Genomic DNA, 25,764 nt, shown 5'->3' on the forward strand with positions numbered 1-25,764 from the left:
CGTTAACCAAAGGAAAAGCCTATATGTACTGCTTCAGCGTGCTCGGCGGGCGATGAGCGGGGCAACGTCGTTGTGGCCGGACAGCGCGGATTGGGTGTGCAACTCACGAATGGTGTCTTCGGCGAGGCGCGCGAACTCGCGGGTGGCGTTGGACAGCGGACGAGCGCGATGCTGTGCGAGAGCGATGACGTCGTACAACGGCTCGGCGAACGGTGCGGTGTACAGGCCCGCCGGGAACGCTTCGCTGTCGATGACAGCGCCGCTGGCGATCGTGTCGCCCACCTTGCCCGCGACGAGCTTCAGCGCGGCCTCGACATGTTCGATCTCGATCATCGGCTCCAACCGCAGACCGGCCAGTTGTGCACGCTCAGCCAATTGGCGGCGCGTCGGATCCTTCCAGCCGTAGTGGGCGTCGTAAAGCACGAGATCAGCCTCGGAGAATTGTTGGATGCTAACGGGTTTCGCCGCGCGGGCCGGATCGGCCGTCACGTAGAAGACCTCGTCGCGCAGCAACGGGCGGACCGACAAATCCTCATCGTCGATCGGCAGAATGAGCATGCCCGCCTCGATCTCACCGGCCTGTATCGCCGCGGCGGTCTCGGCGGAGTTCTGGCCGACCAACCGCACGCGCACTGCGGGATAGCGCATGTGAAAGGTCTGCACGAGACTCGACAGCAAGTAGTAATCCGCATTGCGCGGCACACCGAACGTTGCGGTCCCCCCGCCGAGCGAGCCGAGTGACCGCACCGCATGCACGCCGCCATCGGCCGCATGCACGGCCTGCTCGGCATAGGGCAACAGCTCTTGACCTGCGGCGGTGAGGGCAAGCCTGCGACTGCCGCGCACGAACAACTGAGTTTCGAGCTCTTCTTCGAGACGGCGCACCAGTTCCGAGATCGACGCCTGGGCGACGGCCAGCGCATCGGCGGCGGCGGTGAACGAGCCGAGGCGGTGCGCTTCGACGAAAGCCCGAAGTTGATTGAGCGTCATACCGTGCAGTATTGACCCATGACCGACTCGTTGATCCGCCCGTTCCGCATCGCCGTACCCGACGCCGATCTCGACGATCTCAAGCAACGCCTGTCCCGCACCCGCTGGCCCGAGCCGGAATGCGTCGAAGGCTGGACCCAGGGCATTCCGCTGAGCTACACGCGCGAACTGGCCGAGTACTGGGCCACCGAGTACGACTGGCGGTCGCGGGAGGCCGCGCTCAACCGATTCGACCACTACACCACCGAGATCGACGGGCTCGACATCCACTTCATCCACCAGCGCTCGGCCCGTGAAGACGCGTTTCCGCTCGTCATCACGCACGGCTGGCCCGGGTCGATCGTCGAATTCCACAAGGTGATCGAACCGTTGACCGAGGCCGGTTTTCACGTGGTGTGCCCGTCGCTGCCGGGCTACGGATTCTCCGGCAAGCCAACGACGACCGGATGGGGCATCGGCAAGGTCGCACAGGCCTGGGACACGCTCATGTCCCGGCTGGGCTATGAGAGGTACGGTGCGCAAGGCGGTGACTGGGGTGCTGCGGTCACGACGCAGATCGGCCGTAACGTCGGCAATTGCGTCGGCATCCATGTGAATATGCCGATCGCGCAGCCGCCATCAGAAGGCATCGGCGAAATGACCGAGGATCTGCAGAAGGCGCTGGCCCGCATCGAGTACTACCGCAAATGGGATTCGGGCTACATGAAGCAGCAGTCGACCCGGCCGCAAACCGTCGGCTACGGCTTGGTCGACTCCCCGGTCGGTCAGCTCGCGTGGATCGTCGAGAAGTTCTGGTCGTGGATGGATTGCGACGGCCATCCCGAAAACGTGCTCAGCCGTGACGAACTGCTCGACAACGTCATGCTCTATTGGGTGACGGCGTCGGCCGCATCCTCGGCGCGACTGTACTGGGAAAGCCACGACACCTTCGGGGGCGGCGGCTACGTGACGCTGCCGACCGGTATCGCGTCGTTCCCGATGGAGATCCTGCGTGCACCACGGAGCTGGTGCGAGACCGGTTACAACGTCACGCATTACACGACGATGCCGCGCGGCGGGCACTTCGCGGCGTTCGAACAGCCCGAGCTGTTCGTCGAGGACGTCCGGACCTTCTTCGACACCGTGCGCTGAACCAGGGCAGCTAGGAAAGCACCTCGACGTAGCCCTCGGTTCCGTGCAACCGGATCCGCTGTCCGTCGCGAATCAGCGTGGTGGCGTTCTCGACCCCGACGACAGCAGGGAGCCCGTATTCGCGGGCGATCACGGCGCCGTGCGTCATCAAGCCGCCCACTTCGGTCACCAGACCGGCGATTCCGACGAACAGCGGCGTCCAGCTCGGATCGGTGTACGCCGTGACGAGGATGTCGCCGGGTTCGAGTTGAGCCTGTTCGATGTCAAGGACCACCCGTGCTCGGCCCTCGACGAAGCCTGCCGAAACGGCGAGGCCCAGCAGCGCATCGGCCGGCAGATCGTCGCGGCGGTAGGAACCGGCGACGGCCTCGCCTTCCGAAGTCAGAACCCGGGGCGGCCTGAGCGTCTCGTAGGTCTGAAACGCCGCCCGGCGTTCGTCGATGAACTCGCGGTCCGCGGAGTTGGTGCGCATGACCTCGTAGAGTTCGTCGAATCTGAGGAAGAAGACGTCTTCCGGCTCGTGCAGAACCTGGGCGTCGACGAGTCGGCCGGCCTCCCTGAGCAGTGCCTGTTTGTAGATGGAATAGCGGCTGACCATCCCGTACTTGGGATATTCGCGGTATCCGGCGAATGTGCGGACTCGCCTGATCATCCGCTCGGTCTCGTCGGCCTTGCGCTCGCCATCGGGCAGGGCACGCAGCCGCGCCAACAGCTCGCGTTCCTTCGATTCCGCTTGCCGCAGCCCCTCATCGAAGCGCCGCGCGGCCGCGCCCGGCTCGAAGTTGTCGATGTTGGCGAGAATCGTGGGCACGAGCGTGGCAGGACGCTCGCGCCAACGCGGCCTCGTGATGTCGATCTCGCCGGCACAGCGCATGCCGTACTTGTCGAGGAACTCCTCGAAAGCCCGGCGCGCTTCCGGCCCGCCGGCGATTGACGCGAGATCGGCGAGGTCGTCGCTTCCGTTGCCGGCCGCGACGCGGCGCAGAAACGCCACCACTTCGGGATGTGGTCGCATCGCGTCGGCGACGTCGAGTAGTGCCAGGCCCATCTCCGACGTGACGTTGTGCGGCACGGACTGCGTCAGGACGTCGGCGGCGTTCTTTTCACCAAGCCACTCCTGAAGGTGGTCGTTGAGCCATTGGGCCGCATCCATGCCGGCGACGATCACCTGATGGCTGCGTGGAGCGAACAGCGTCTGCCGCAGGTTCGCGATGTCGGCCCGGATGAAGTCGAGCAGCGCCGGTCCGGACCTCGTCTGGATGTCGCGTCGCAGCGCGGCGACGGCGGCTCGGTTCTCCTCGATGAGCTCGACGACCACGGCCGGGTCGGTTTCCACGGCGACGTGCGGCTCGCTGGGTGCGGGCTCGTCATCCACGTCGGGGACGGTGTCGATGAACCCGCGGTCGAGAACCGTCCGCAGGGCGTCGGCCATCAGCGGATCGGATCTGCCGAAACCCTCGAGGAAGTTCGCGCGCCCACGCGGAGACTGCAGCAGTTTCGCGACGTCGACGAACAACCGTCCGCCTGCCTCGGCCATCGGCCGGGGCGTCGTCAATTGCCACACCGACAGGCCAAGGGGCTTCATCGCGTCGGTCATCATCTGCTGGTGGCCGACCGAGAGGTAGACGTGATTGTCGCGGTCGCCCGCCTCGGGAATCGGGAACAGCGTGGTGATCGGCCGGGCCTGAACGATGTGGAACACACCTTCGAGCAGGCACCATTCGATGTCTTGCGGACAACCGAAGTGAGCCTCGATACGCCGGCCCAACTCGCTCAGGCGTACCGCTTGCGCGTCGTTCAGCGTCGGGTGTTCTGTCGCGAAGTTTCTCGCCACGACTTCGCCGTCGCGGACCGTGTAACGGTCCGGTTCGGCCCGCCCGGACACCAGGGCCTCGCCGAGCCCGAATACCGCCTCGATCGCGGCGACTCGGCGGTGCCCGGACACCGGGTCCGCGGTGAACAAAACGCCGGCTGCTTGTGCGGGCACCATGCGTTGCACGACCACCGCCATGTGCACTCGTCCGTCGTCGACGCCGGCGCGCTGCCGGTAGACCACGGCCCGATCGGTGTACAGCGAGGCCCAGCACCGCTTGATGTGTTCGAGCACCGCCGCCGGTCCGACCACGTTCAAATACGAGTCGAGCTGGCCTGCGAACGACGCGGCCGCCGAATCCTCCACCGTCGCGCTCGAGCGAACGGCATACGAGCCGTCCACACCGACGCGGTCGAGTGCATCGACGACCGCGGCCGCGATGTCGTCGGGCATCGCGGTTGCTTCGACGCTCTGGCCCGGCGACACGTCCGCCATGAACCGTTGAAAGGCCTCGGTCGTCACGCAAAAGCCATCCGGCACCTGCACCCCGGCGACGTTGGACAATTCACCCAGGCGCGCGCCCTTGCCGCCGACCGTCGCGACCGACGTCTGGTCAACCTCGTCGAGCCCCACCACATAAGCCATTACCGCTACTCCCCCATCGTTGTCGGCTTGCGACCCGCGATTATGGACCAAGATTCGGCGCCTCATGAGAGCCCCGAAACCCAGCTAGAATGAAGGCAACACGAGCGATCCGCTCGGGCGCACGCGCCGGAATCGAATGTGCGGTGAGGATTTCGACCGTGCACAGGTGGCGGACCAATGGCGGTTTCGTCGCCGTAGCCGCACAGTCGATCGGTTAGGCCAGCGAGTCGACCCACGCCCGGTGCAGGGCCGCGTACGCACCGTCGGCACGCTCGATGAGGTCGGCCGGCGGACCGTCTTCGATGATGCGGCCGTGCTCGAGGACCAGCACGCGATCCGCGATCTGCACGGTCGAGAGCCGGTGCGCGATCACGAGCGCGGTGCGGTCGGCGAGCACGGTCTCCAGCGCGCGTTGCACCATGCGCTCACTCGGGATGTCGAGTGACGAGGTCGCCTCGTCGAGGATCAGCACGGCCGGATCGGCGAGGAACGCGCGCGCGAACGCGACCAGTTGACGCTGACCTGCCGAGAGCCTGCCGCCGCGCTTGGCGACGTCGGTGTCGTAGCCGTCGGCAAGCGTCGCGATGAACCGGTCGGCGCCGACGGCCTCAGCGGCGGCCCGCACCTGCTCGTCGGTGGCGTCGGGGCGGCCGAACCGGATGTTGTCGGCGATGGTCCCCTCGAACATGAAGTTCTCCTGCGTGACCATCACGACGTGGCGGCGCAATTCGGATTGCGACAGGGCACGCAGGTCGACGCCGTCCAGCGTCACCGCGCCCGACGTCGGGTCGTAGAACCGGGCGATCAGCTTCGCGATCGTGGTCTTGCCCGCACCCGTGGTGCCCACCAGTGCCACGGTCTGGCCGGCGGGTACGTGCAGCGTCATGCCGGGCAGCACCGGACGGCCGGGCGTGTAGGAGAACTGCACGTCGTGAAACTCGATGTCGCCCTTGACCTCTGACAGTTCGACCGGCCGCACCGGGTCGGCGATGCCCGGTTTCTCGGCAAGCACACCCGCCAGTTTCTCGAGCGCCGACGACGCCGACTGGAACGTGTTGAAGAACTGCGAGATCTCCTGCATCGGTTCGAAGAACATCCGAAGATAGAGCAGGAACGCGGCGAGCGTGCCGATGGTCATCTCACCGCGCAGCACGCGGTATCCGCCGTAGAGCAGCACGACGCCCGTGGTGATGTTGCCGACGAGCTTGACGCCCGGCATGAAGACCGCCAGCAGCTTGAAGGTCTTCTCGTTGATCGCCCGGTAGTCGTCGGCGATGTCTTCGAAGATCTCCTGGTTACGCGGTTCGCGGCGGTATGCCTGCACGGCCTTGATGCCCGTCATGGTCTCGACGAACTGCACGATGACCAGCGCCGCGCTTTCGCGCACCAGACGGTAGGTCTTGGCCGACTCGTTGCGGAACCACCACACCAGCGCGACCAGAATCGGGAACGCCGCCAAACACATCAGGCCGAGGCGCCAGTCCAGCACGATGAGCAGGATCGCGGTGCCGAACAACGTGAGCACCGCCGTGATGAGGCTGTCGAACCCGGTTTCCAGCATGTCCTGGATGGCTTCGACATCGTTGGTCGACCGGCTGACCACGCGCCCCGACGTGTACCGGTCATGGAACGCGACATCGAGGCGCTGGAAATGCCGGAACACGCGGCGGCGCAGCTCAAGCAACACCTCTTGCCCGATGCGGCCCGAGCGGCGCAGGAAGAACATCCGGCTGACCGCCTGGATGACCACGACCGCGCACAGCGTGCCGACGATCAGCATCAGCTCGCGTGCCGGGCCGCCGTCGATGATCGGCGGGATACCGCGGTCGATGCCACGCTGCACCAGGATCGGAACCGACAGCCGGGCAACGTTTTCCACGATGACGACGAGAGCCAGCGCGCCGACCGCCCAGCGGTAGGGCCGCAGCAGCGAGCCCAGCAGTGCTCTCGCTTCGCGACGGCGCGGCAGGCTCTCGTCGATCGGCAGGTCGTCGTCCTGCTCGTCTTTGAGGCGGCCGCGCCATTCCGTGGTGCTCATCGGCGCTGCACCTCCGACGGGACCGGCTGCTCGACATGATCGATCGCGGCCCGCTCGTCGTGAGCCCGCTGTAGCCGGGCCAGCTCCTCGTCGTCCTCCCAATCGCAGCTGCGCTCGCAGGCGTCGTCCAACTCGTCGTCGGCGGCCAGCAGGTACCGGTACTGCGGTACGTCGGCGAGCAACTCGGCATGCGTACCGATGTGGGTGATCGTGCCCGCTCCGTCGACATTCTCGAGCAGCGCGACCTTGTCGGCCAACAGCACCGTCGATGCACGATGCGCGACGATGACGCCGGTCACCTGATCGAGCACGCGGCCGAGTGCCTCGGTCACGACTGCCTCGGTGTGCACGTCGAGCGCCGACAGGGTGTCGTCGAGCACCAGGATCTTGGGCGCGGCCAAGATCGCGCGGGCCAGCGAAAGGCGTTGCCGCTGACCGCCGGACAAGCTCATGCCCTGCTCGCCGATGCGGGTGTCGAGACCGAACGGCAGGTCGTAGACGAACTGTGCGGCGGCGATCTCGATGGCCTGCGCGAGCTGCTCGTTGGTCGCGTCCGGCCGTCCCAGCCGCAGGTTCTCGGCCACCGACATCGAGAACAGCGTCGGATCCTCGAACGCGGTGGCCACGGCCTGGCGCAGCGCGGGGAGGCTCAATTCGCGGATGTCATGGCCGTCGATGAGGATCTCGCCCTCGGTGACGTCGTAGAGCCTCGAGAACAGCGCCGCGAGCACCGACTTGCCCGAGCCCGTCGAGCCGACCAGCGCGAGCGTTTCACCCGGCTCGACCGTGACAGTGACGTGGCGGAGTGCCCACTCGCCATCGCTGTCCGGAAACCGAAACCCGACGTCACGCAGTTCGAGGCGGCCGCCGCGTGGCGGCTCGGCCGACGGACCGTCCGTGATCTCCCTTGGCGCGTCGAAGATCTCGGCGATCCGATTCGAAGCGGTGAAGGACTCCTGCGTCATCGACAACAGGAAACCGAGTGAGGCGATGGGCCACACGAGCGACAGCATCATCGTGATGAAGGCGACCAGCGTGCCCATGGTGACGTACCCGTGCCCCGCGGCGTATGCGCCGAACCCGAGCACGACGATCAGCGTCAGGTTGGGGATGACCTCAAGCAGCGTCCAGAATTTCGCGGACACCCCGACGCGGCTGACCTGGGTGTCGAACAGCTTCGAGGCCTGATCGTCGAACCTGTCGTACACGTAGTCCTCGCGGCCGAACGACTTCACCACGCGCAGACCGAGTGCGGACTCCTCGACATGCGTCGCGACATGGCCCGTCTGATCCTGGGCCAGCCGCGACAACCGCGTGTACTCACGCTCGAAGTGCAGCACGGTGACCGCGATCGGCACGATCGACACCAGCACCACCACGCCGAGCGGCCAGTACATCGAAAGCAGGATCGCAGTGACGACCGTGATCTGTAGCGCGTTGAGGATCAGGAACACCAGCCCGAACGACATGAACCGGCGAATGGTCGACAGATCGTTCATCACCCGCGACAGCAGCTGGCCCGACTGCCAGCGGCCATGAAAACTCATCGGCAGGATCTGCAGCCGCGCATAGAGATCCTTGCGGATGTCGGCCTCGACGCCCATCGTGGCGCGCGCCACCAGCCAGCGCCGGATGAACCACAGCACCGCCTCGGAGATGCCCACACCCATCGCGGCCGCACCCAGCACCCACAGGCCCTGCTGATCCTGATGGCGCACGGGACCGTCGATGACGGCCTTGGTCATCAACGGAATGGCGACCGTGGCGGCCAGGCTCGCGATCGCGACGACGATCATCGCGGTCCAGCGGGCCCGGTACGGCATGAGGTAGGGCAGCAGCCGCCACAGGTCCGAGCTAGCCCTCACCCGCGCCGGGCGAGGGGCGATCGCCGGCGCCGAACGCAGGGCATCTCTCACGGGTTCAGTCACAACGATTCAATTTTCCCATGTGCGGCAACCGAATAACCTCATGCGGCCGTCGCGTCGTCGGCGAACTGCGTGTAGTACAGCTCGGCATAGCGGCCGTTACGGGCCAGCAGCTGTTCGTGAGTACCCCGTTCGACGATGCGTCCGTCCTCGACGACCAGGATGACGTCGGCGGCACGAACCGTGGACAGGCGGTGCGCGATGACGATCGATGTGCGCCCGTCGAGCGCCTCGGCGAGGGCCTGCTGCACCGCGGCCTCAGATGCCGAGTCCAGCGACGCCGTAGCCTCATCGAGCACCACCACCCGTGATCGTCCCAACAGCAGACGCGCGATGGTCAGTCGCTGCCGCTGCCCTCCGGATAGACGGTATCCGCGCTCACCGACAACCGTGTCCAAGCCGTCGGGCATCGCCGCGACCACGTCGGCCAGCCGGGCCCGATTCAGCGCGTCCCACAGCTGGTCATCGGTCGCACCCGGTGCGGCCAACTTCAGGTTCGACCGGATCGTCTCGTGGAACAGGTGCCCGTCCTGGGTGACCATGCCCACGGTGTCCTTGAGCGAGGCGAACGTCGCGTCACGTACGTCGACGCCGTTGAGCCGCACCGCACCGCCGTCGACGTCGTAGAGCCGGGCCAGCAGCGACGCGATGGTCGACTTGCCTGCGCCCGACGAGCCGACGAGCGCCACCATCTGGCCGGGTTGCGCGGTGAACGAAATACCGTGCAGCACCTCGTCGCCACCGCGCTCGTCGAGCACCGCGACCTCTTCCAGCGAGGCCAGCGACACCTTGTCGGCGGACGGGTAGGCGAACCGGACGTCGTCGAATTCAACGGAGATCGAGATGCCTTCTCCTTCCGGGATCGCGACGGCACCGGGCTTCTCGGCGATCAGCGGCGCCAGATCGAGCACTTCGAAAACCCGCTCGAACGACACCAGGGCACTCGCGATCTCGACGCGGGCGTTCGCCAGCGCGGTCAGCGGCGCGTAGAGCCGCGTCAGCAGCAGGGCCAGCGACACGATCGCCCCGGCCTGCAGCTGCCCGCCGATCGCGAGCACGCCGCCGAGGCCGTACACGAGGGCAAGCGCGAGGGCCGACATGAGGGTCAGCGAGTTCATGAACGTCGACTGCAGCATCGCGGTGCGCACCCCGATGTCGCGCACCGCATCGGCACGCACCGCGAACTCGGCCGATTCGCGCGTCGGGCTGCCGAACAGTTTGACGAGCGTGGCGCCAGGGGCCGAGAAACGTTCGGTCATCTGGGTGTTCATCGTGGCGTTGTGCGCGGCCGCTTCGCGTGACAGCCCGGCCATGCGGGTGCCGATGCGGCGCGCGGGAACCACGAACAGCGGGACGAGCACCAGGGACAGCAGCGTGATCTGCCACGAGATGCTCAACATGACCACCAGCGTCAGGGTCAGCGTCACCAGGTTGGTGACGATGCCCGACAACGTGTCGGAGAACGCGCGCTGGGCACCGATCACGTCGTTGCCGAGCCGGCTCACCAACGCGCCGGTGCGGGTGCGCGTGAAGAACGCCACGGGCATTTTCTGCACGTGATCGAACACAGCGGTGCGCAGATCCAGGATCAGGCCCTCGCCGATGTTCGACGACAGCCACCGGGTGACCAGCGACACCGCTGCCTCACCCACGGCGATCGCGGCGATGGTGCACGCCAGCAGCACCACGACCGAAGCCGACCCGGCGCCGGTGATCTCGTCGACCACGCGGCCGGCCAGGACCGGGGTCGTGACGGCCAGCCCGGCACTGACCACGCTGACCGCCAGGAAGGCGCCGAGCCGGCGATGGTGCCTGCCCGCGAAGCGCCAGATACGCGCGAGCAGCCGCCGGTCCGCCAGCGCGTGCAGATCGCCGCCGCGGGCGTGCGCCTGCCGGTACAGGGTTTGCCTGGCGACCGTTTCGATACTCATGAGCCTCACCGTAAAACCTCAACAATTGATGAGGTCAACGACTTCCCGCAGGTGGCTCACACCAAACCGAAGTAGCCGATCACTCCGGCGGCGACCACGATCAGCAATGGATTTACCTTGCTGAACACGAAGATCGCGGTGCACACCGCAGTCAGCAGATACGCGCGCCAATCGTGGTCGGCGGCACGGCTCATGACCAGCGAGGTCGCCAGGATCAAGCCCACTGTCAGCGGCGCGAAGCCCTTCTCGACCGCCTGCCGCAGCCGCGACTTCTCGGCCTTCTGCCAGAACAGCGTGACGATGTAGACGAACGAGGCCGCCGGAACCACCATCGCGGCCGTCGCGACCACACCACCGAGAATCGCGCCGGGCACCCCGCCGACGTGCAGGCCGGCCCCGTAGCCGACCATCGTCACGATCAGGATGCTCGGCCCCGGTGCGGTCTGCGAGATCGAGAACAGATCGGCGAACTGGCTGTCGGTCACCCAGTGCCGGTCGTTGACCGCCCGCATATGCATCTCGGGCAACACCACGTTGCCGCCGCCGATCGACAGCAGCGACAGCGTGCCGAACAGCGCTACGAGCTGGACGTAAGTCTGCAGAGTGCTCATGCCTCGGCCTGTTCGGCACGCTTGCGCGGCCACGCCCAGATCAGGCTCAGCGGCGCGAGGATCGCGAGCGTGCCCAGCAATGGCCACCGCAGTACCCCGTTGAGCACGAACGCGCCGGCGAACAGCAGGACCGGCACGAGACCGGTCAGGCACTGCTTGCCGGTCTTGACCACCATGGCCACCGTGAGCGCGACGGCGGCCGCCGATGCTCCGTGCAGCACTCCTTTGACGGCCGGGACCTCCTTGAATCGGAAGTACGCGAACGCCATCACGAGCACGATGACCATCGGCACCAGGCACAGGCCCACGACCGCGGCCACAGCACCGGGAAGCCCGCGCATCTTGGTCCCCGCGAACACCGCCATGTTGACCTGGTTGGCACCGGGCAGGATGCGGCACATCGTCATCGCGGACAGGAACTCAGCCTCGCCGAGCCAGCGTTTCTGGACCACCAGCACCTCGCGCGACCACGCCGACAGCCCGCCGCCGAACGACGCCAGCGCGATGTGGTTGAACGTCCAGGCCAGCTCGGCCAGCGAGACTCGCTGCACCGGCGGGTCGAGCCGCTCATTCATGGACGAGGTCTGAATCGTCGGGGAAGTCGTGCGGCGCGTCGTCCTCATGGTGGGTTTCGGGATGCAGCGGATCCGGCGGCTCGTAGTGGTGTGACGTCTCCCAGTCCGAGTCGAACACCTCGCGAAGCCGCTCGACGGCCGCCGGATCATCGACCGTGAGACCCAATTCGCGGCGGAGGTCGAAGGCGCTGCGGTCGATATTCATCGAGCCGACGAGCGCGTGATCGTCGGCGATGAGCAGCTTGGCATGCACCCGCAGGTTCTTCTGCTTACGCACCTTCACGCCGAACCGGCGCAACGTCCGCAACGACGCGAACGTGTCGAGCACGTCCCATTCGCTGATGCCGTGCTTGCCGCCGCACAGCACGTGCACGTTCACGCCGCGACCCGCCGCCGCGGCGATGTGGTCGAGGATGACCGCGTCGACATACTTGGGGTGCTGGATTCGGAGCCGATGCTGGGCCGTGTCGATGAACTTCGCCATGTGATAGCGCGAATTGGAGTTGCTCCACAACAGGCCGCGATAGACCGACGGCTCCCAGTCGTCGTGGTTCCAGTCGGCGTCGAACGCCTCGACGATCTGCGCGACCTGCGAGCCGTCGGTGGTCACGATGCCGTAGTCACGCGTGTGGGTGAAGTACTTCTCGCACAGGTTGAACGTGGCCACCAACGCCGCCCGTTCGTCGACCACGATCGACTTCTCGTGCGTCACGTAAAACGACGGATTGGACCACTGGACCGTCACGCCCGCCGCGGTCAACTGCTCGAACGTCTCGTCGTTGGCGCGGTCCCCGCCGGATCGTTTCGGATTCAACATCACCCGGACCGCCACCCCGGATCGGTGCCGCTCGATCACCGCATCGATGAGCGACGGCTCGGTGAAGGTGAATTGCTTGACGAGCAATGACTTTTGGGCCGAGCCGATGAATTCCCGGACCGGCGCCACGCCGTCGTCCGGTTGAACCATGACCCGCGGCGTGACAGGCAGCATAAGGGCCGGATGCTAGCACCGATTCATGTCGAGGACGTGCCTGCGCCAATCGTGGTTGTTCATCGGGCAAGATGGCGGGCATGGACAGTACTGCCAGCGGTATGGCTTCCCCCCGCGTGCTCGTGGTGGACGACGACCCTGACGTGCTCGCCTCACTCGAACGCGGACTGCGGCTGTCGGGGTTCGACGTGTCGACGGCCGTGGACGGGGCCGAAGCTCTGCGCAGCGCCACCGAGACCCGACCGGACGCCATCGTGCTCGACATCAACATGCCGGTGCTCGACGGCGTCAGCGTGGTCACCGCGCTGCGCGCGATGGACAACGACGTTCCGGTCTGTGTGCTGTCGGCGCGCAGCAGTGTCGACGATCGCGTGGCCGGGCTGGAAGCCGGCGCCGACGACTATCTGGTCAAGCCGTTCGTGCTCGCCGAGCTCGTGGCGCGCGTCAAGGCCCTGCTGCGCAGGCGCGGCTCGTCGGCGACGTTCTCGTCCGAGACCATCCAGGTCGGCCCGCTCGAAGTCGACATCCCGGGCCGGCGTGCGCGTGTCAACGGCGTCGACGTCGATCTGACCAAACGCGAATTCGACCTGTTGGCCGTGCTGGCCGAGCACAAGACCGCGGTGCTCTCGCGCGCGCAGCTGCTCGAGCTGGTGTGGGGTTACGACTTCGCCGCCGACACCAACGTGGTCGACGTGTTCATCGGATACCTGCGCCGCAAGCTCGAGGCCGGCGGCGCACCCCGGCTGCTGCACACCGTGCGCGGCGTCGGCTTCGTGTTGCGAACTCAGTAGCGCCTGTCATGAGTCTGCTCACCCGGATCTTCCGCCGCACCCCGTCGCTGCGGACCCGGGTGGCGTTCGCGACGGCCATCGGCGCCGCGATCGTCGTGGTCATCGTCGGCACGATCGTGTGGATCGGCATCACCAACGACCGCAAGGAACGGCTGGACCGCCGTCTCGACGAGGCCGCGGGCTTCGCCATCCCGTTCCTGCCGCGCGGCCTCGACCAGATCCCGCGCTCCCCCAACGACCAGGACGCGGTCATCACGGTGCGCCAAACCGGTTCGGTGACATCGAACTCGACCGTCGTGCTGCCCGAACTGCCCGCCGGCTACGCCGACACGTACATCGACGGCGTGCGCTGGCGCGTGCGCACGGTCGAGATCCCGGCGCCCGGCCCCATGTGGGTGGCCGTCGGTGCCACCTATGACGCCACGATCGCCGACACCAACAACCTGCACCGCCGGGTGATCGTGATCTGTGTGTTCGCGGTCGGTGCGGCCACGGTCCTCGGCTGGGTGCTCGCGGCGTTCGCGGTGCGCCCGCTCAAACGGCTGGCCGAGCAGACGCGCCAGATCGAAGCCGGTGACGAGGCGCCCGACGTCGAGGTCCGCGGCGCGACCGAGGCCGTCGAGATCGCGGATGCGGTCAACGGCATGCTCAAGCGCATCTGGAAGGAACAGGACCGCACGAAGGCCGCGCTCGCGTCGGCCCGCGATTTCGCCTCGGTGTCCGCACACGAATTGCGTACGCCGCTCACGGCGATGCGGACCAACCTGGAGGTGCTGGCCACCCTCGACCTGCCTGACGAGCAGCGCAAGGAAGTGGTCAACGACGTCATCCGCACACAGTCGCGGATCGAGGCCACGCTCAGTGCGCTGGAACGGCTGGCGCAGGGTGAGCTCACCACCACCGACGACCACGTGACCGTCGACATCACCGAACTGCTCGACCGGGCCGCCCACGACGCCATGCGCGTCTATCCCGAACTCGACGTTTCACTGGCGCCGTCGCCGACCGTGATCATCGTCGGATTGCCTACCGGGCTGCGACTCGCGGTGGACAACGCGATCGCCAACGCCGTCAAGCACGGCGGCGCGACTCGTGTGCAACTGTCGGCGGTCAGCTCGCGCGAAGGCGTCGACATCGCCGTCGACGACGACGGCTGCGGGGTGCCCGAAGAGGAACGCAAGCTGGTCTTCGACCGGTTCTCCAGGGGGTCGACGGCGTCCCGTTCGGGATCGGGTCTCGGCCTGGCCCTCGTCGCGCAACAGGCTGAACTGCACGGCGGAACGGCCTCGCTCGAGTCGAGCCCGTTGGGCGGGGCCCGGCTGCTGCTGCGGCTTCCCGGGCCCCGCTGAGACCTTCTACCGGCCGCGCTGCGATTTGCCGCTGTCCCAGCGAGCGAAACCGGCCTGCTGTGCCGATTCCTCGTCGCGGAACCAGATCTCGGCGATGGTCTGCTGGTAGGACGGGCTCTCCGGTGAGTGATAGAGCATCGAATCCTCGTTGCCCTTGATCGTGTAGCCGGCCGGGGTACCGCGACCCGTCACCCGCACCGAGTTCGCACCGTACGGCGCCTCCTCGACGACCTTGGGCTGCTCGGCCTCCGCGGTCCCACCGGTCTCACCGGTAGAGGCGAGCTTTGCCACACCGGCCGCACCGGCCGCCCCTGCGGCGCCCGCGCCGCCGCGTGCGGAGTCCCACCGGGCAAAGCCGGCGCGCTCCGCGGTATCCGCATCGCGGAACCAGATCTCGGCAATGGTCTGTTCGTAGGACGGGCTCTCCGGTGAGTGATAGAGCATCGAGTTCTCATTGCCCTTGATCGTGTAGCCGGCGGGAGCCGCGGTACCCGCGGCGGTGCGGATCGACCCGGCGCCATACGGCTCCTCGTCCGCACCGCCGCCGCTGAGCTTCGCGGCGCCGACTGCCGCCGCACCACCTGCGGCCGCCGCCCCGGCAGCCGCGGCTCCGGGTGCGCCGATCTTCGGCAGCCTGGTGGTCGCGTCGTCTGCCTTGGGCAACCTCGTTGTCGCGTCGTCGACCTTGGGCAGCTGGGTGGTCGCGTCGTCAGCACCGGTCGATGTCGCTGCGGCAGCGCCGGTTTCGGGACGCCGGCCGAGCGCACCGTACACGGGCACCTCGCGTTTGACCCTGCGGACGGTGAGCGCCAGGGTCAGCACCAGCCCGAGGACGAACGACAGACCCATGAGCCACCAGTTCACGTTGTTCATTACCGTGCTCCGATCTCTCGCGACTCGGGCAGTTCGGCGAGCGCCGCGTCCTCGCTCGTGTTCTTGATGGTGACGACCGACAGCAGCCAGGCGACGAGCGCGCCGAGTACGAATGCGAGCAGATACCAAAACCATTGAATGATGAAGTCCATGTCGAATCTCCCTAGTTGACCGTGATCTCGACGCGGCGGTTCTGCGCCCTGCCTTGGGGGGTGTCGTTGCCTGCGATCGGATTCGCCGACCCGGCGCCGTTGGACGTGACGTGATCGGGTGCCAAGCCCTGCGAAACCAGGTAATCGGCAACGGCTTTGGCGCGATTCGCGCTGAGCGGAACGTTGATGGCGTCATTGCCGGAGCTGTCGGTGTAGCCCGTCACCGCGGCCCGGGCTCCCTGGCAGGTCTTCAACTTGTCGGCCACCTGGGTCAGCAACTGCTCGGATCCCGAAGTCAGGCTGAAACCGTCGGTGTCGAAGTTGATCGGCGTGCGCAACAATGCCGAGACATCGTCCTGCAGTGCCGCGCACGGACCGGGGCCCGGAGCGGGAGCCGGCGCCGGGGCCGGGGGCGCCGGAGGCACCGGTCCGACCGTAACGTTGTTGGTCAGCTGTAGGTTTGGCCAACCCTGCTCCACGGCGGCCTCGACGGCGGCACGCACCTCCTCAGAGGTCGCGGTTCCGGTGAGCGTCAGGCGATCACCGTCGAGTTTGAAATCGAAATCCGGAATGCCGGCTGCGGCAGCTTGGAACACCGAACCGAGTGCAGTCGCATCCGGCGTGTTGACGCCCGGGCTGAGACTCAAGTTGTCGACGAGGTTCACGTCGGGACCGAACTGAGCCCGAAGCGAATCTAACAGTGCGGTTTTCGCCGCATCGTCGGGCAGGGCACCTGACAGCGTTATGTCGTTGCCGTTGCGGGTGATCGACAACGGCGCGAAGGACAGGTTCGGTGTGTTGACGCCAGGCACGTTGGGCGCGTTGGGGTCTGGGGCGTTGACGTCCGGTGCGCTCAATGTCGCCGACGGGTTAACGCTTGGCAAAGTCATCTCCGCGCCGCTGCCGGACCTGTCGGTCGAGCTCCAACCGATCAGGCCCAGCAACAGCGGGACGGCGAGAAGTGCGAGCAACCAACCTATTCCAGGTGGTCGCCGGTAGAACTTGGAGGCTGTTTGCCAGCCCGTGATGGTCCGAGTTTCGTCCGAACTCGACATTAGGTACTCCTGAAGTCGACTGAACAGCTACCTACGGCGGCCAAACAATTCGACCGTAGCAGCAAACAACAGGAGTGTGGACGGCTCGCGAAAACTCGTGCCGCAGGTCAGCGGGCCGAAAGCAGATCGATCACGAAGATCAGCGTCTTACCCGACAGCCGGTGCCCCGAACCCGCGGGACCGTAGGCCTGCGCGGGCGGAATCACGAGTTTGCGGCGTCCGCCGACGCGCATCCCGGGAATGCCGTCCTGCCAGCCCTGGATCAGACCGCGCAACGGAAACTCAATCGACTCACCGCGATTCCAGGAGCTGTCGAACTCCTCGCCGGTGTCGTACTCGACGCCCACATAGTGCACCTCGACAGTTCCGCCGGGCACGGCTTCTGGACCGTCGCCGACCACCAGATCGGTGATGACCAGCTCGGTGGGCGCGGGTCCGTCCGGAAACTCGATCTCAGGTTTTGTACTCACCGGACCAACCGTAGTCGGGCAGACTGGCGGTGTGGCTAAAGATCAGGACATCCTCGCCGAAGTTCACCGACTCGTCGCAGAAGAGCAGGAGCTTCGCGCCAAACTGCAGCGCCGGGAGATCGACGAGGACGAAGAACACCGGCGACTGCAGTCGCTCGAGGTTGCACTGGACCAGTGCTGGGACCTGTTGCGGCAACGCCGGGCCTTGCGTGAGACCGGTCAGGATCCGCGAGAGGCCCAAGTGCGCCCGGCAGATGAAGTCGAGGGCTATAAGAACTGACCGGGCCGGTTCGACGTGACCCAACCGCGGCTTGACGCCGTCATCGTGGGCGGTGGACACAACGGTTTGGTGGCCGCCGCCTATCTGGCCCGCGCGGGGCGCCGGGTCGCCGTGCTCGAGCGCCTCGACCATGTGGGCGGTGCAGCCGTATCGGCACACGCGTTCGACGGCGTCGATGCCCGGCTCTCGCGGTATTCGTACCTCGTGAGCCTGTTGCCGCGGCGCATCGTCGAAGACATCGGTGCGCGGATCCGGCTGGCGCGACGCCACTATTCGTCGTATACGCCCGACCCGTCGACTGCGGGGCGCACCGGACTGCTGATCGGGCCGGAGTCGACGTTCGCAGCCGTCGGGGCCGAGGCCGACGCCGCGGGTTTTCGCGAGTTCTACCGGCGATGTGGTCTTGTCACCGAACGCATCTGGCCGACGCTGCTGCAACCTTTGCGCACCCGCGCCGATTTACGTAGCCACGTGCTCGCGGGGCAGGGTGGCGAAGCGGCCGCGACATGGGAGGCGCTGACCGAGCAGCCGATCGGCGAAGCGATAACCGCCGCCGTCCGAAACGATCTGGTGCGCGGCGTCATGGCTACCGACGCGCTGATCGGCACGTTCGCCGACACCGGTGATCCGTCGCTGCTGCAGAACGTGTGCTTCCTCTACCACCTGGTGGGTGGCGGTACCGGCGACTGGGATGTACCGATCGGCGGAATGGGCGCCGTCACCGGTGCGCTTGCCGCGTCCGCGGCGGGCTTCGGTGCCGAAATCATCACCGGTGCAGAGGTTTACGGGATCGACCCGGACGGCCAGGTGCGTTATCGACACAACGGCAAGGCGCGGCAACTCAGCGCCGAGCATGTCCTGGCCAACGTCACGCCCGCGGTGCTGGCCGGCCTGCTCGACGAACCCGCTCCCGATATCACCCAGGGTGCGCAGGTCAAGGTCAATCTCATGCTGCGCCGGCTCCCCCGGCTTCGCGACGACAGCGTGACGCCCCAACAGGCGTTCGGGGGCACATTCCACATCAACGAGACGTTCAACCAACTCGGCGATGCGTATGCAACCGCGGCCGCGGGACGCGTGCCCGAGCCGCTGCCTTGCGAAATCTATTGCCATTCATTGACCGACCCGAGCATCCTGTCCGACGATCTGCGGGCATCCGGGGCCCAGACGCTGACGGTGTTCGGGCTGCACACCCCGCACGCCCTCGCCGCGGGCGATCCGGACCGGATGCGCGACAGACTGACCTCCGCAGTGCTCAATTCACTGAATTCGGTTCTGGCCGAGCCTGTTCAGGACGTTCTGATGGAGGATTCCGCCGGCCGCCTTTGCATCGAGGCCAAGACCACAGTGGACCTGGACCGGACATTGGGAATGACCGCGGGCAACATCTTCCACGGCGCGCTGCGCTGGCCGTTCACCGAGGAGGACGAACCACTCGACACCCCCGCCCAGCGCTGGGGCGTGGCCACGGCACACGACCGGGTCCTGTTGTGCGGATCAGGCGCCCGGCGCGGCGGCGCGGTCTCGGGCATCGGCGGCCATAACGCCGCGATGGCAGTGCTGGAAGGCTGCGCGTCCTAGCCTGAGACCTTCGCCAGGACCTCGCGCAGGGTGTCCAGATCGGTCGCGTCGAGCGCGGCAAGCGCCTCGGGTGCCGGATCGTCGACGGCCTCGATCGCTTTCCACACGTCACGGCCTGCCTCGGTGATCGACACCGTCTTGCAGCGCCGATTGGCCGGATCGACCGTGCGGACCACCAATCCCCGCTCTTCGAGATCATTGACCGCCACGGTCGCGGCGGGCGCGTCCATGGTCGCGGCATGCGCGAGTTGTTTGACCGTCATCGGCGCGTGTGCAACCCGTCGTAGGATGCGGATCCTGCTGAACGGCAGTCCGCTTCGCTCGATCACCGCGCGCTTCCAGCTGTCGCGGTTGTCGAACACCAGCGCGGTCAGGGCGCGCCAGACCTCGTCGGCGGCTGGGTTATCGGGCATGTGCCACCTCGGATCCGCGATGGTGCTGGCCGATCAACGGAGCCAAACGCTCTGCCGAGCGCAACGCCCACGGTGACGTCGACACGATTCCCAGTGTGAATATCACCACACCAAAACCGGCGAATACCAACCACAATGGGCGCGCGGCAGCCGCGAAGTCGATGGAGCTGTCGGTCAACGCGGCACCGAGCGCCGAGCCGCACAATGCCACTCCGAGGCTGACGCCCACCTGACGGCTCGTCGAGGCCACCGCCGAGGCGGCGCCGGCCCGGTCCGTGGGCATGCCGCTGACCGCGGTGTTGGTGATGGGCGCGTTGACCATCGAGAACCCGATGCCGATCACCGCGAATACGATCAACAACTGCCACACCGGCGTGGTGCCGGTGATCTGGGTGAGCATCAGGGTGGCCGTCGTCAGCAGCGCACCGGAGATCAGCAGTGACGGCCTGGCACCGAACCGTCCGACCATCCGCCCGGACAACGGCGAAAAAACCAGTGCGCCAATGGCTACCGGTAGATAGATGAGACCGGTGTGCATGGCCGAAAAGCCCCGGTGGTCCTGCAGGTACAGCGACATCATGAACAGGAAAGCGCCCCAGGTGGCGAACGCGCACACCGCGATCCCCGTTGCGGAGGCGAATGGAACGCTGCGGAAGAACCGCAAGTCGATGAACGGGTCACGCCGTCGCGATTCGAAGCGCAGGAACACGACGAACGCGATCACGGCGACAACGCCGATCCCGACGATGACCGGGTGACCCCAGCCCAGGAACGGGCCCTCGATCAGGACGAAGACGACGCCGAACAGAAATGCCACACCCAACAGCTGGCCGATCGGGTCGATGTCGCGCATCGTGGCCGACTTGGATTCCGGCACGAAGATCGCGGTCAGCAGAATGGCGAGTGCGCAGATCGGCAGATTGATCCAGAACACCGCGCGCCAGTCCACATATTCGATCAGGGCGCCGCCGACGATGGGGCCGAGCGCCATCGAGATACCGACCACGCCGCCCCACACGCCGATGGCGCGGGCGCGTTCGACCCGGCCGGTGAACACCTGGGTGATGATCGACATCGCGACGGGGTTCATCATCGAACCGCCAAGTGCCTGCAGGAACCTGGCGGCGATCAAGGTTTCGATATTGGGCGCGACGCTGCAGAGCAGTGACGCCGTCGCAAAGACCGTCAGGCCGATCTGGAATGTGCGGCGCCGGCCGAAACGGTCGCCTGCGGCGCCCGACAGCAGCAGTACCGAGGCCAACGCCAGCGTGTAGATGTCGATGACCCATTGCAATTGCGACGGCGAGGCTTTGAGATCGGCGCGGATGCTCGGGATCGCGACGTTGACGATGGTGGCGTCCATCGACACGATCAGCAGGCTCAGACAGCACGAGACGAGGATGATCGCCTTGCGCCGAGCGCTGAGCGGTTCGACGGTTCCAATCACCCAACGATTGTGAATCTACAACTATTGTTCTCGCAAGCACCGTCCATCGGTGAGAATCGTCACCGTGAACGAACGGAACTCCCGGGTGGCGGCCGCCGTCGCCGCCGCCGGTATCGAACCGGCCATCAAAATCCTCGACGCCGATGCCAAGACCGCGGCCGCGGCGGCCGCCCAATTGGGTTGTGAGGTGGGCGCCATCGCCAACAGTCTGGTGTTCGAATGTGACGGCGAACCGCTGCTGGTGATGGCGAGCGGTGCGGCGCGCGTGAACACCGACGTGCTGGCCCGGCACCTGGGTGCCCACACGATCGACAAGGCCGACGCGAAACTCGTGCGCAGTGCAACCGGTCAGGTGATCGGCGGCGTGGCGCCCACGGGCCATCCTGCCCCGTTACGCACGGTTGTAGACGAGACGCTGGCGTCCTACCCCTTGATTTGGACCGCCGCGGGCACCGCCGACTCGGTGATGCCGCTGACCTATGACCAACTGCTGAGCCTCACCGGCGGCAAGGCCGTCGCGGTCCGCTAGGTCTTGCGGGCTAGCGGCCCGAGATGTCGCTGTACGCGCGCTCGGTGTAGCCGGTGTAGATCTGGCGCGGGCGGCCGATCTTGTTGGGCTCGGAGTGCATCTCGCGCCAGTGCGCGATCCAGCCGGGCAGCCGGCCGAGCGCGAAGAGCACGGTGAACATGCGGGTCGGGAAGCCCATCGCCCGGTAGATGACGCCGGTGTAGTAGTCGACGTTCGGGTAGAGCTTGCGCTCGATGAAGAACTCGTCGGTCAGCGCGATCTCTTCGAGCTGCTTGGCGATGTCGAGCAGTTCGTCGTCGCCGCCGAGCTTGCCGAGGATCTTGTCGGCCTGCTCCTTGACGATGCGCGCCCGCGGGTCGTAGTTCTTGTAGACCCGGTGGCCGAAGCCCATGAGCTTCACGCCTTCTTCGCGGTTCTTGACCTTCTTGACGAAGGTCTGCACATCGTCGTCGCCGGAGCGGATCTTCTCCAACATCTCCAGCACGGCCTGGTTGGCGCCGCCGTGCAGCGGACCCCACAGCGCGTTGATGCCGCCCGAGATCGAGGTGAACAGGTTGGCCTGCGACGAGCCGACCAGCCGCACCGTCGACGTCGAGCAGTTCTGCTCGTGGTCGGCGTGCAGGATCAACAGCATGTCCAGCGCGCGCACGATCTCCGGATCGACCTCATACGGCTCGGCCGGGAAGCCGAACGTCATGCGCAGGAAGTTCTCGACCAGCGTCAGCGAGTTGTCCGGGTACAGGAACGGCTGGCCGACCGACTTCTTGTAGGCGTAGGCCGCGATGGTCGGCAGCTTGGCCAGCAGCCGGATCGTCGACAGCTCGACCTGATCGTTGTCGAGCGGATCCAGCGAATCCTGGTAGTAGGCGCTCAGCGCGTTGGCCGCACTCGACAGCACCGGCATCGGGTGCGCATTGCGCGGGAACCCATCGAAGAACCGCTTGAGATCCTCGTGCAGCAGGGTGTGCCGCTGGATCTGGGTGGTGAACTTCTCCAGCTGCTCGGCCGTCGGCAGCTCACCGTAGATCAACAGGTAGCTGACCTCGATGAACGTCGACTTCTCGGCCAGCTGCTCGATCGGGTAGCCCCGGTAGCGCAGGATTCCGGCGTCACCGTCGATGTAGGTGATGGCGGACTTGGTGGAGGCGGTGTTGACGAAGCCACCATCGAACGTCGTGTAGCCGGACTTGGCCAGCAACGGGCCAAGCGCGATACCGTCAGCGCCCTCGGTGGCGTGGACAATCTCCAGATCGAGCTCGCCACCTGGGTACTGGAGGGTGGCGTGCTCTTGCCCACTCGACGGGTTTTCGGCCACGGGAATCCCTTCATCGACGCTGGGAACCGACAACTGCTCTACAAAAGGTAGTCGCATTCAGTCAGCGGTGCCCGCGGGGGGTTACCAACCGGTCACACCAGCTGGTCGACCGGTTGGTGAAGCCCGGCGGTTACCTCCAGAAACTCGGCGTACGTGCTCTCGATCCGGGCCACTATCCCGTCGACGGTCATGGTCGCCCAGTCGACGTCCGGCCCCAATTGCGCCAGCGACGTCATGATGATCGAGCCCCACACCGCGGCTGTCAGCTGAAGTCGCCGGTCGTCGCCGGACACCCCCATCCGTTTGGCCAGAGCCGCGTTGACGGCGTCCATGCGGAACTGTGACGCCGCATGCATGAGCGCGGCCGACGACGTGATGATGCGGGCGGAGGCCAGCAGCCGGTCAGCCGTCAGCCGGCTGGGTGGTGCGGTCTTGGTCTTGTTGAACGCCTCGACGTGCGCGCGGTAGAGGGCCTCGATGTCGCTGACTTCGGGCGGCTGGTCGGCGAGTTCGATCGCGACCATCTCGACCACCTCGTCGATGAACGCCAACACCACGGCATCTTTCGTAGCGAAGTACCGACTGAACGTACGGGGCGACACTTCGGCGACCGCGGCGATCTGATCGACGGTCGTCTGTTCGAACCCCTGCCGGTTGCACAACTCGACCGCGGCGTCGATCAACGTCGCCCGAGTGCGCTGCTTCTTCCGCTCCCGCAGACCCGGCTCGGTCTGCCGCACCTCTTGCGCCACGACCGGATGTTATCGCCATTACCTGAGGGTTACGGGCAACTAAGTGACAACCGGTGCAATTTGCCGGTGCTCACACTTTGTCCGGCTCGGACTGGTCGTCGCGTGTCACCATCCCGGCGACGCGATATCGCACAAATGCCGGGACGACCAGCGCCGCGATCACCACACCCACCACGACCAGCGCCCCGCCGCCCGCCGCGGCCACCGTCGTACCGACCGCGGCCGCCGCCGCGCCGTGCAACGTGTCAGCAAGCCGTGGACCGCCCGCCACCACGACGGTGAACACGCCCTGCAGGCGCCCGCGGAGTTCGTCCGACGCGGCCTGCTGCAGGATGGTCGACCGGAACGCCGCCGACACCATGTCCGCGGCACCGCCAATGGCCAAGAACACCAACGCAATCCACAAGAACGCACCGGCCGCGCCGTGGGCCAGCCCGCCTGCCAGGCCGAACCCGACCATCGCGACACCCCAGGCCACGATGGCCACGACCACAGCCAGCCCCTGCCTGCGGATCCGTGGCAGCCACCCCGAGAACACCCCGCCCAGCACCGCCCCAACCGACATCGCCGCCGCCAGCAGCGCCATCACGGTGCCGCCGTCGACCGGACCGCCGAAGCTCTCGTGCGCCATCTGCGGGAACAGCGCGCGCGGCATCCCGAAGATCATCGCGATGAGGTCCACGACGAACGACATCAGTACGACGCGGTTGCCGGCGAGGTAGCGGAAGCCGTCGAGGACAGCGGTCAGCCCCCATCGCGCCGAGCCCTGCTCAGTGCTCGCGGGCGGCATCGGCGCAAGCCGCACCGTGGCCCAGATCGGCGCGAGGCACGTGATCGCGTCGATCAGATACAGCGTCGAAAGGTCCACCCAGCTGAGCAGCAGACCGGCCAGCAGTGGGCCGACGATGGCGCCGAACTGCATCACGGTCATGTTCAGCGAGTTGGCCGCAGGCAACTGCTCGCCCGGCACCATCCGGGGGATCGCCGCCGACCGGGTCGGGCTGTTGATCGCGTAGAACGCCTGCTGCACCGAAAGCAGGCAGAGCACCACCCACACGTTGTTGAGGCCGGCGGCCGCCTGCACCCACAGCAGCACCGAGGACACGGCCAGCCCGATCGACGCGATGATCAGCAGCAGCCTGCGGTCCATCGCGTCGGCCCACGCGCCGCCCCACAGGCCGAACACGATCAGCGGCACCAACGCGAACAAGCCGGACAGTCCGACGTAGGCCGAGTTCTGGGTGAGTGCGTACAGCTGTACGGGCACCGCGAAGATCGTCAGGTTGGCGCCGATGACGGTCGGGATACCGGCCAGCCACAACCGCCGGAAGTCCGGTGCGCGCAGCGGCGTGGTGTCGGCGAAGAAGCCCCGCACGAGTCAGGGCTGGAGCCGCTCGACGCGGCATCCATCTGCCGGCGCGCCGGCACCCTGTATGCGAATGCGGTTGTGCACCCGGTTCTCCCGGCCCTGCCAGAACTCGACCACCTCAGGCGCGATCAGATAACCGCCCCAGTTCGGTGGCACCGGTACCTCGTCGAGTTCGGCGAACCGTTCGGTGACCTCGGCGAGTTGCTCCATGAGTGCCGCGCGGTTGTCGATGGGACGTGACTGCTGCGACGCCCACGCGCCGAGCTGCGACCCCCGCGGCCGCTTCGACCAGTATTCGGCGGTGGCCTCGGCCGTCACCTTGGTGACCGGACCGCGTACATGCACCTGACGCCCCAGCTGATACCACGGGAACGTCGCCGAGGCATACGGATTCGCGGCGAGCTGCTCGCCCTTGGCGGAGTCGTAGTTCGTATAGAACGTGATGCCGGTCTGGTCCACGCTCTTGCACAACACCGACCGCGTCACGGGCCTTCCCCGCTCATCGACGGTGGCGACCACCATCGCGTTCGGCTCGGCCACGCGGGCCGCATGAGCCTCCGCGAGCCACGTCCGCAGCAGGGTCAGCCAGCCGGTCGCGGGATCGTCGCCGAGCCAATCGACGTCGAGATCGCCGTGGCCGTCCTTTTCCACGTATTCGACGCGCATGGCCGCCAGGTCTGCGTCTTTTCGGCCGTCATCCGGTATTGCCACCGCGATAACGCTACGCCTGCGCGCGAG

Annotated in this window: 24 protein-coding genes; 6 read left to right on the forward strand and 18 right to left on the reverse strand. The window is 66.6% G+C overall.

What is annotated here, in order from left to right; all coding sequences use genetic code 11:
- Positions 1–33 precede the first annotated feature (33 nt).
- Positions 34–990, reverse strand: coding sequence for a LysR family transcriptional regulator (locus ACRCUN_RS21510; RefSeq protein WP_462143647.1), 957 nt, complete (start codon positions 988–990; stop codon positions 34–36).
- An 18-nt stretch (positions 991–1,008) separates the two neighbouring features.
- On the opposite strand from ACRCUN_RS21510, the gene ACRCUN_RS21515 reads away from it, so the two are divergent.
- Positions 1,009–2,121, forward strand: coding sequence for an alpha/beta fold hydrolase (locus tag ACRCUN_RS21515; protein ID WP_462143648.1), 1,113 nt, complete (start codon positions 1,009–1,011; stop codon positions 2,119–2,121).
- 10 nt (positions 2,122–2,131) lie between these two features.
- Here ACRCUN_RS21515 and rph read toward each other — a convergent pair whose 3' ends face one another.
- From rph to ACRCUN_RS21550, 7 genes are all read right to left on the reverse strand, one after another.
- Positions 2,132–4,579: a rifamycin-inactivating phosphotransferase gene (gene rph / locus ACRCUN_RS21520; RefSeq protein WP_462143649.1), complete on the reverse strand. Its 2,448-nt coding sequence runs from the start codon at positions 4,577–4,579 to the stop codon at positions 2,132–2,134.
- Between the two features lie 214 nt (positions 4,580–4,793).
- Positions 4,794–6,617, reverse strand: a complete 1,824-nt coding sequence (locus ACRCUN_RS21525) for an ABC transporter ATP-binding protein (protein WP_462143650.1) — start codon at positions 6,615–6,617, stop codon at positions 4,794–4,796.
- Positions 6,614–8,551, reverse strand: a complete 1,938-nt coding sequence (locus ACRCUN_RS21530; RefSeq protein ID WP_462143712.1) for an ABC transporter ATP-binding protein — start codon at positions 8,549–8,551, stop codon at positions 6,614–6,616. The genes ACRCUN_RS21525 and ACRCUN_RS21530 overlap by 4 nt, the downstream gene beginning before the upstream one ends.
- A 32-nt stretch (positions 8,552–8,583) precedes the next feature.
- The gene (locus tag ACRCUN_RS21535) at positions 8,584–10,473 is read right to left on the reverse strand and encodes an ABC transporter ATP-binding protein (protein ID WP_462143651.1); all 1,890 of its coding nucleotides are present in this window, start codon (positions 10,471–10,473) and stop codon (positions 8,584–8,586) included.
- Positions 10,474–10,529: 56 nt separating this feature from the next.
- A complete protein-coding gene (locus ACRCUN_RS21540) occupies positions 10,530–11,084 on the reverse strand; it encodes a chromate transporter (protein WP_462143652.1) in 555 nt (184 codons plus the stop codon).
- Entirely contained in the window at positions 11,081–11,659 is a 579-nt protein-coding gene (locus ACRCUN_RS21545; protein ID WP_462143653.1) for a chromate transporter, read from the reverse strand. The genes ACRCUN_RS21540 and ACRCUN_RS21545 overlap by 4 nt, the downstream gene beginning before the upstream one ends.
- Positions 11,652–12,650, reverse strand: coding sequence for a phospholipase D-like domain-containing protein (locus ACRCUN_RS21550; RefSeq protein ID WP_462143654.1), 999 nt, complete (start codon positions 12,648–12,650; stop codon positions 11,652–11,654). The genes ACRCUN_RS21545 and ACRCUN_RS21550 overlap by 8 nt, the downstream gene beginning before the upstream one ends.
- 71 nt (positions 12,651–12,721) lie before the next feature.
- On the opposite strand from ACRCUN_RS21550, the gene prrA reads away from it, so the two are divergent.
- Together prrA and ACRCUN_RS21560 are read left to right on the forward strand one after the other, a co-directional pair.
- Positions 12,722–13,441, forward strand: coding sequence for a two-component system response regulator PrrA (gene prrA / locus ACRCUN_RS21555; protein ID WP_198538820.1), 720 nt, complete (start codon positions 12,722–12,724; stop codon positions 13,439–13,441).
- An 8-nt stretch (positions 13,442–13,449) separates the two neighbouring features.
- Positions 13,450–14,790, forward strand: a complete 1,341-nt coding sequence (locus tag ACRCUN_RS21560; protein ID WP_462143655.1) for a sensor histidine kinase — start codon at positions 13,450–13,452, stop codon at positions 14,788–14,790.
- Positions 14,791–14,796: 6 nt separating this feature from the next.
- Here the strand turns inward: ACRCUN_RS21560 and arfC are convergent, their stop codons facing one another.
- The 4 genes from arfC to ACRCUN_RS21580 all read right to left on the reverse strand — a co-directional run bounded on the left by arfC (position 14,797) and on the right by ACRCUN_RS21580 (position 17,340).
- On the reverse strand, positions 14,797–15,663 hold the full coding sequence (gene arfC / locus ACRCUN_RS21565; protein WP_462143656.1) for a channel accessory protein ArfC, sunset domain variant: 867 nt from the start codon (positions 15,661–15,663) through the stop codon (positions 14,797–14,799).
- A complete protein-coding gene (gene arfB / locus ACRCUN_RS21570) occupies positions 15,663–15,815 on the reverse strand; it encodes a channel accessory protein ArfB (protein ID WP_462143657.1) in 153 nt (50 codons plus the stop codon). Before arfB ends, arfC begins: the two co-directional genes overlap by 1 nt.
- Before the next feature lie 11 nt (positions 15,816–15,826).
- Positions 15,827–16,870, reverse strand: coding sequence for a channel-forming protein ArfA/OmpATb (gene arfA / locus ACRCUN_RS21575; protein ID WP_462143658.1), 1,044 nt, complete (start codon positions 16,868–16,870; stop codon positions 15,827–15,829).
- A 107-nt stretch (positions 16,871–16,977) separates the two neighbouring features.
- A complete protein-coding gene (locus ACRCUN_RS21580; protein ID WP_462143659.1) occupies positions 16,978–17,340 on the reverse strand; it encodes an FKBP-type peptidyl-prolyl cis-trans isomerase in 363 nt (120 codons plus the stop codon).
- Positions 17,341–17,371: 31 nt separating this feature from the next.
- On the opposite strand from ACRCUN_RS21580, the gene ACRCUN_RS21585 reads away from it, so the two are divergent.
- The gene (locus tag ACRCUN_RS21585; protein WP_462143660.1) at positions 17,372–17,620 is read left to right on the forward strand and encodes a DUF2630 family protein; all 249 of its coding nucleotides are present in this window, start codon (positions 17,372–17,374) and stop codon (positions 17,618–17,620) included.
- 15 nt (positions 17,621–17,635) lie between these two features.
- Complete coding sequence (locus ACRCUN_RS21590) at positions 17,636–19,201, forward strand: phytoene desaturase family protein (protein WP_462143661.1); 1,566 nt, start codon at positions 17,636–17,638, stop codon at positions 19,199–19,201.
- Here the strand turns inward: ACRCUN_RS21590 and ACRCUN_RS21595 are convergent.
- Complete coding sequence (locus ACRCUN_RS21595) at positions 19,198–19,614, reverse strand: MarR family winged helix-turn-helix transcriptional regulator (protein ID WP_462143662.1); 417 nt, start codon at positions 19,612–19,614, stop codon at positions 19,198–19,200. The two genes, ACRCUN_RS21590 and ACRCUN_RS21595, sit on opposite strands and share 4 nt — an antisense overlap.
- Positions 19,604–21,061, reverse strand: coding sequence for an MFS transporter (locus ACRCUN_RS21600; RefSeq protein ID WP_462143663.1), 1,458 nt, complete (start codon positions 21,059–21,061; stop codon positions 19,604–19,606). Before ACRCUN_RS21600 ends, ACRCUN_RS21595 begins: the two co-directional genes overlap by 11 nt.
- A gap of 49 nt (positions 21,062–21,110) precedes the next feature.
- Between ACRCUN_RS21600 and ACRCUN_RS21605 the strand changes: the two genes are divergently transcribed.
- The gene (locus ACRCUN_RS21605; protein WP_462143664.1) at positions 21,111–21,590 is read left to right on the forward strand and encodes a YbaK/EbsC family protein; all 480 of its coding nucleotides are present in this window, start codon (positions 21,111–21,113) and stop codon (positions 21,588–21,590) included.
- Between the two features lie 10 nt (positions 21,591–21,600).
- Here the strand turns inward: ACRCUN_RS21605 and ACRCUN_RS21610 are convergent, their stop codons facing one another.
- From ACRCUN_RS21610 to pdxH, 4 genes are all read right to left on the reverse strand, one after another.
- A complete protein-coding gene (locus tag ACRCUN_RS21610; protein WP_462143665.1) occupies positions 21,601–22,905 on the reverse strand; it encodes a citrate synthase in 1,305 nt (434 codons plus the stop codon).
- 92 nt (positions 22,906–22,997) lie between these two features.
- The gene (locus tag ACRCUN_RS21615; protein WP_462143666.1) at positions 22,998–23,657 is read right to left on the reverse strand and encodes a TetR family transcriptional regulator; all 660 of its coding nucleotides are present in this window, start codon (positions 23,655–23,657) and stop codon (positions 22,998–23,000) included.
- 70 nt (positions 23,658–23,727) lie between these two features.
- Positions 23,728–25,032, reverse strand: coding sequence for an MFS transporter (locus ACRCUN_RS21620; RefSeq protein ID WP_462143667.1), 1,305 nt, complete (start codon positions 25,030–25,032; stop codon positions 23,728–23,730).
- Positions 25,033–25,035: 3 nt separating this feature from the next.
- On the reverse strand, positions 25,036–25,737 hold the full coding sequence (gene pdxH / locus ACRCUN_RS21625) for a pyridoxamine 5'-phosphate oxidase (RefSeq protein WP_462143668.1): 702 nt from the start codon (positions 25,735–25,737) through the stop codon (positions 25,036–25,038).
- Between the last annotated feature and the right edge of the window lie 27 nt (positions 25,738–25,764).

The organism is Mycobacterium venezuelense (assembly GCF_054919535.1).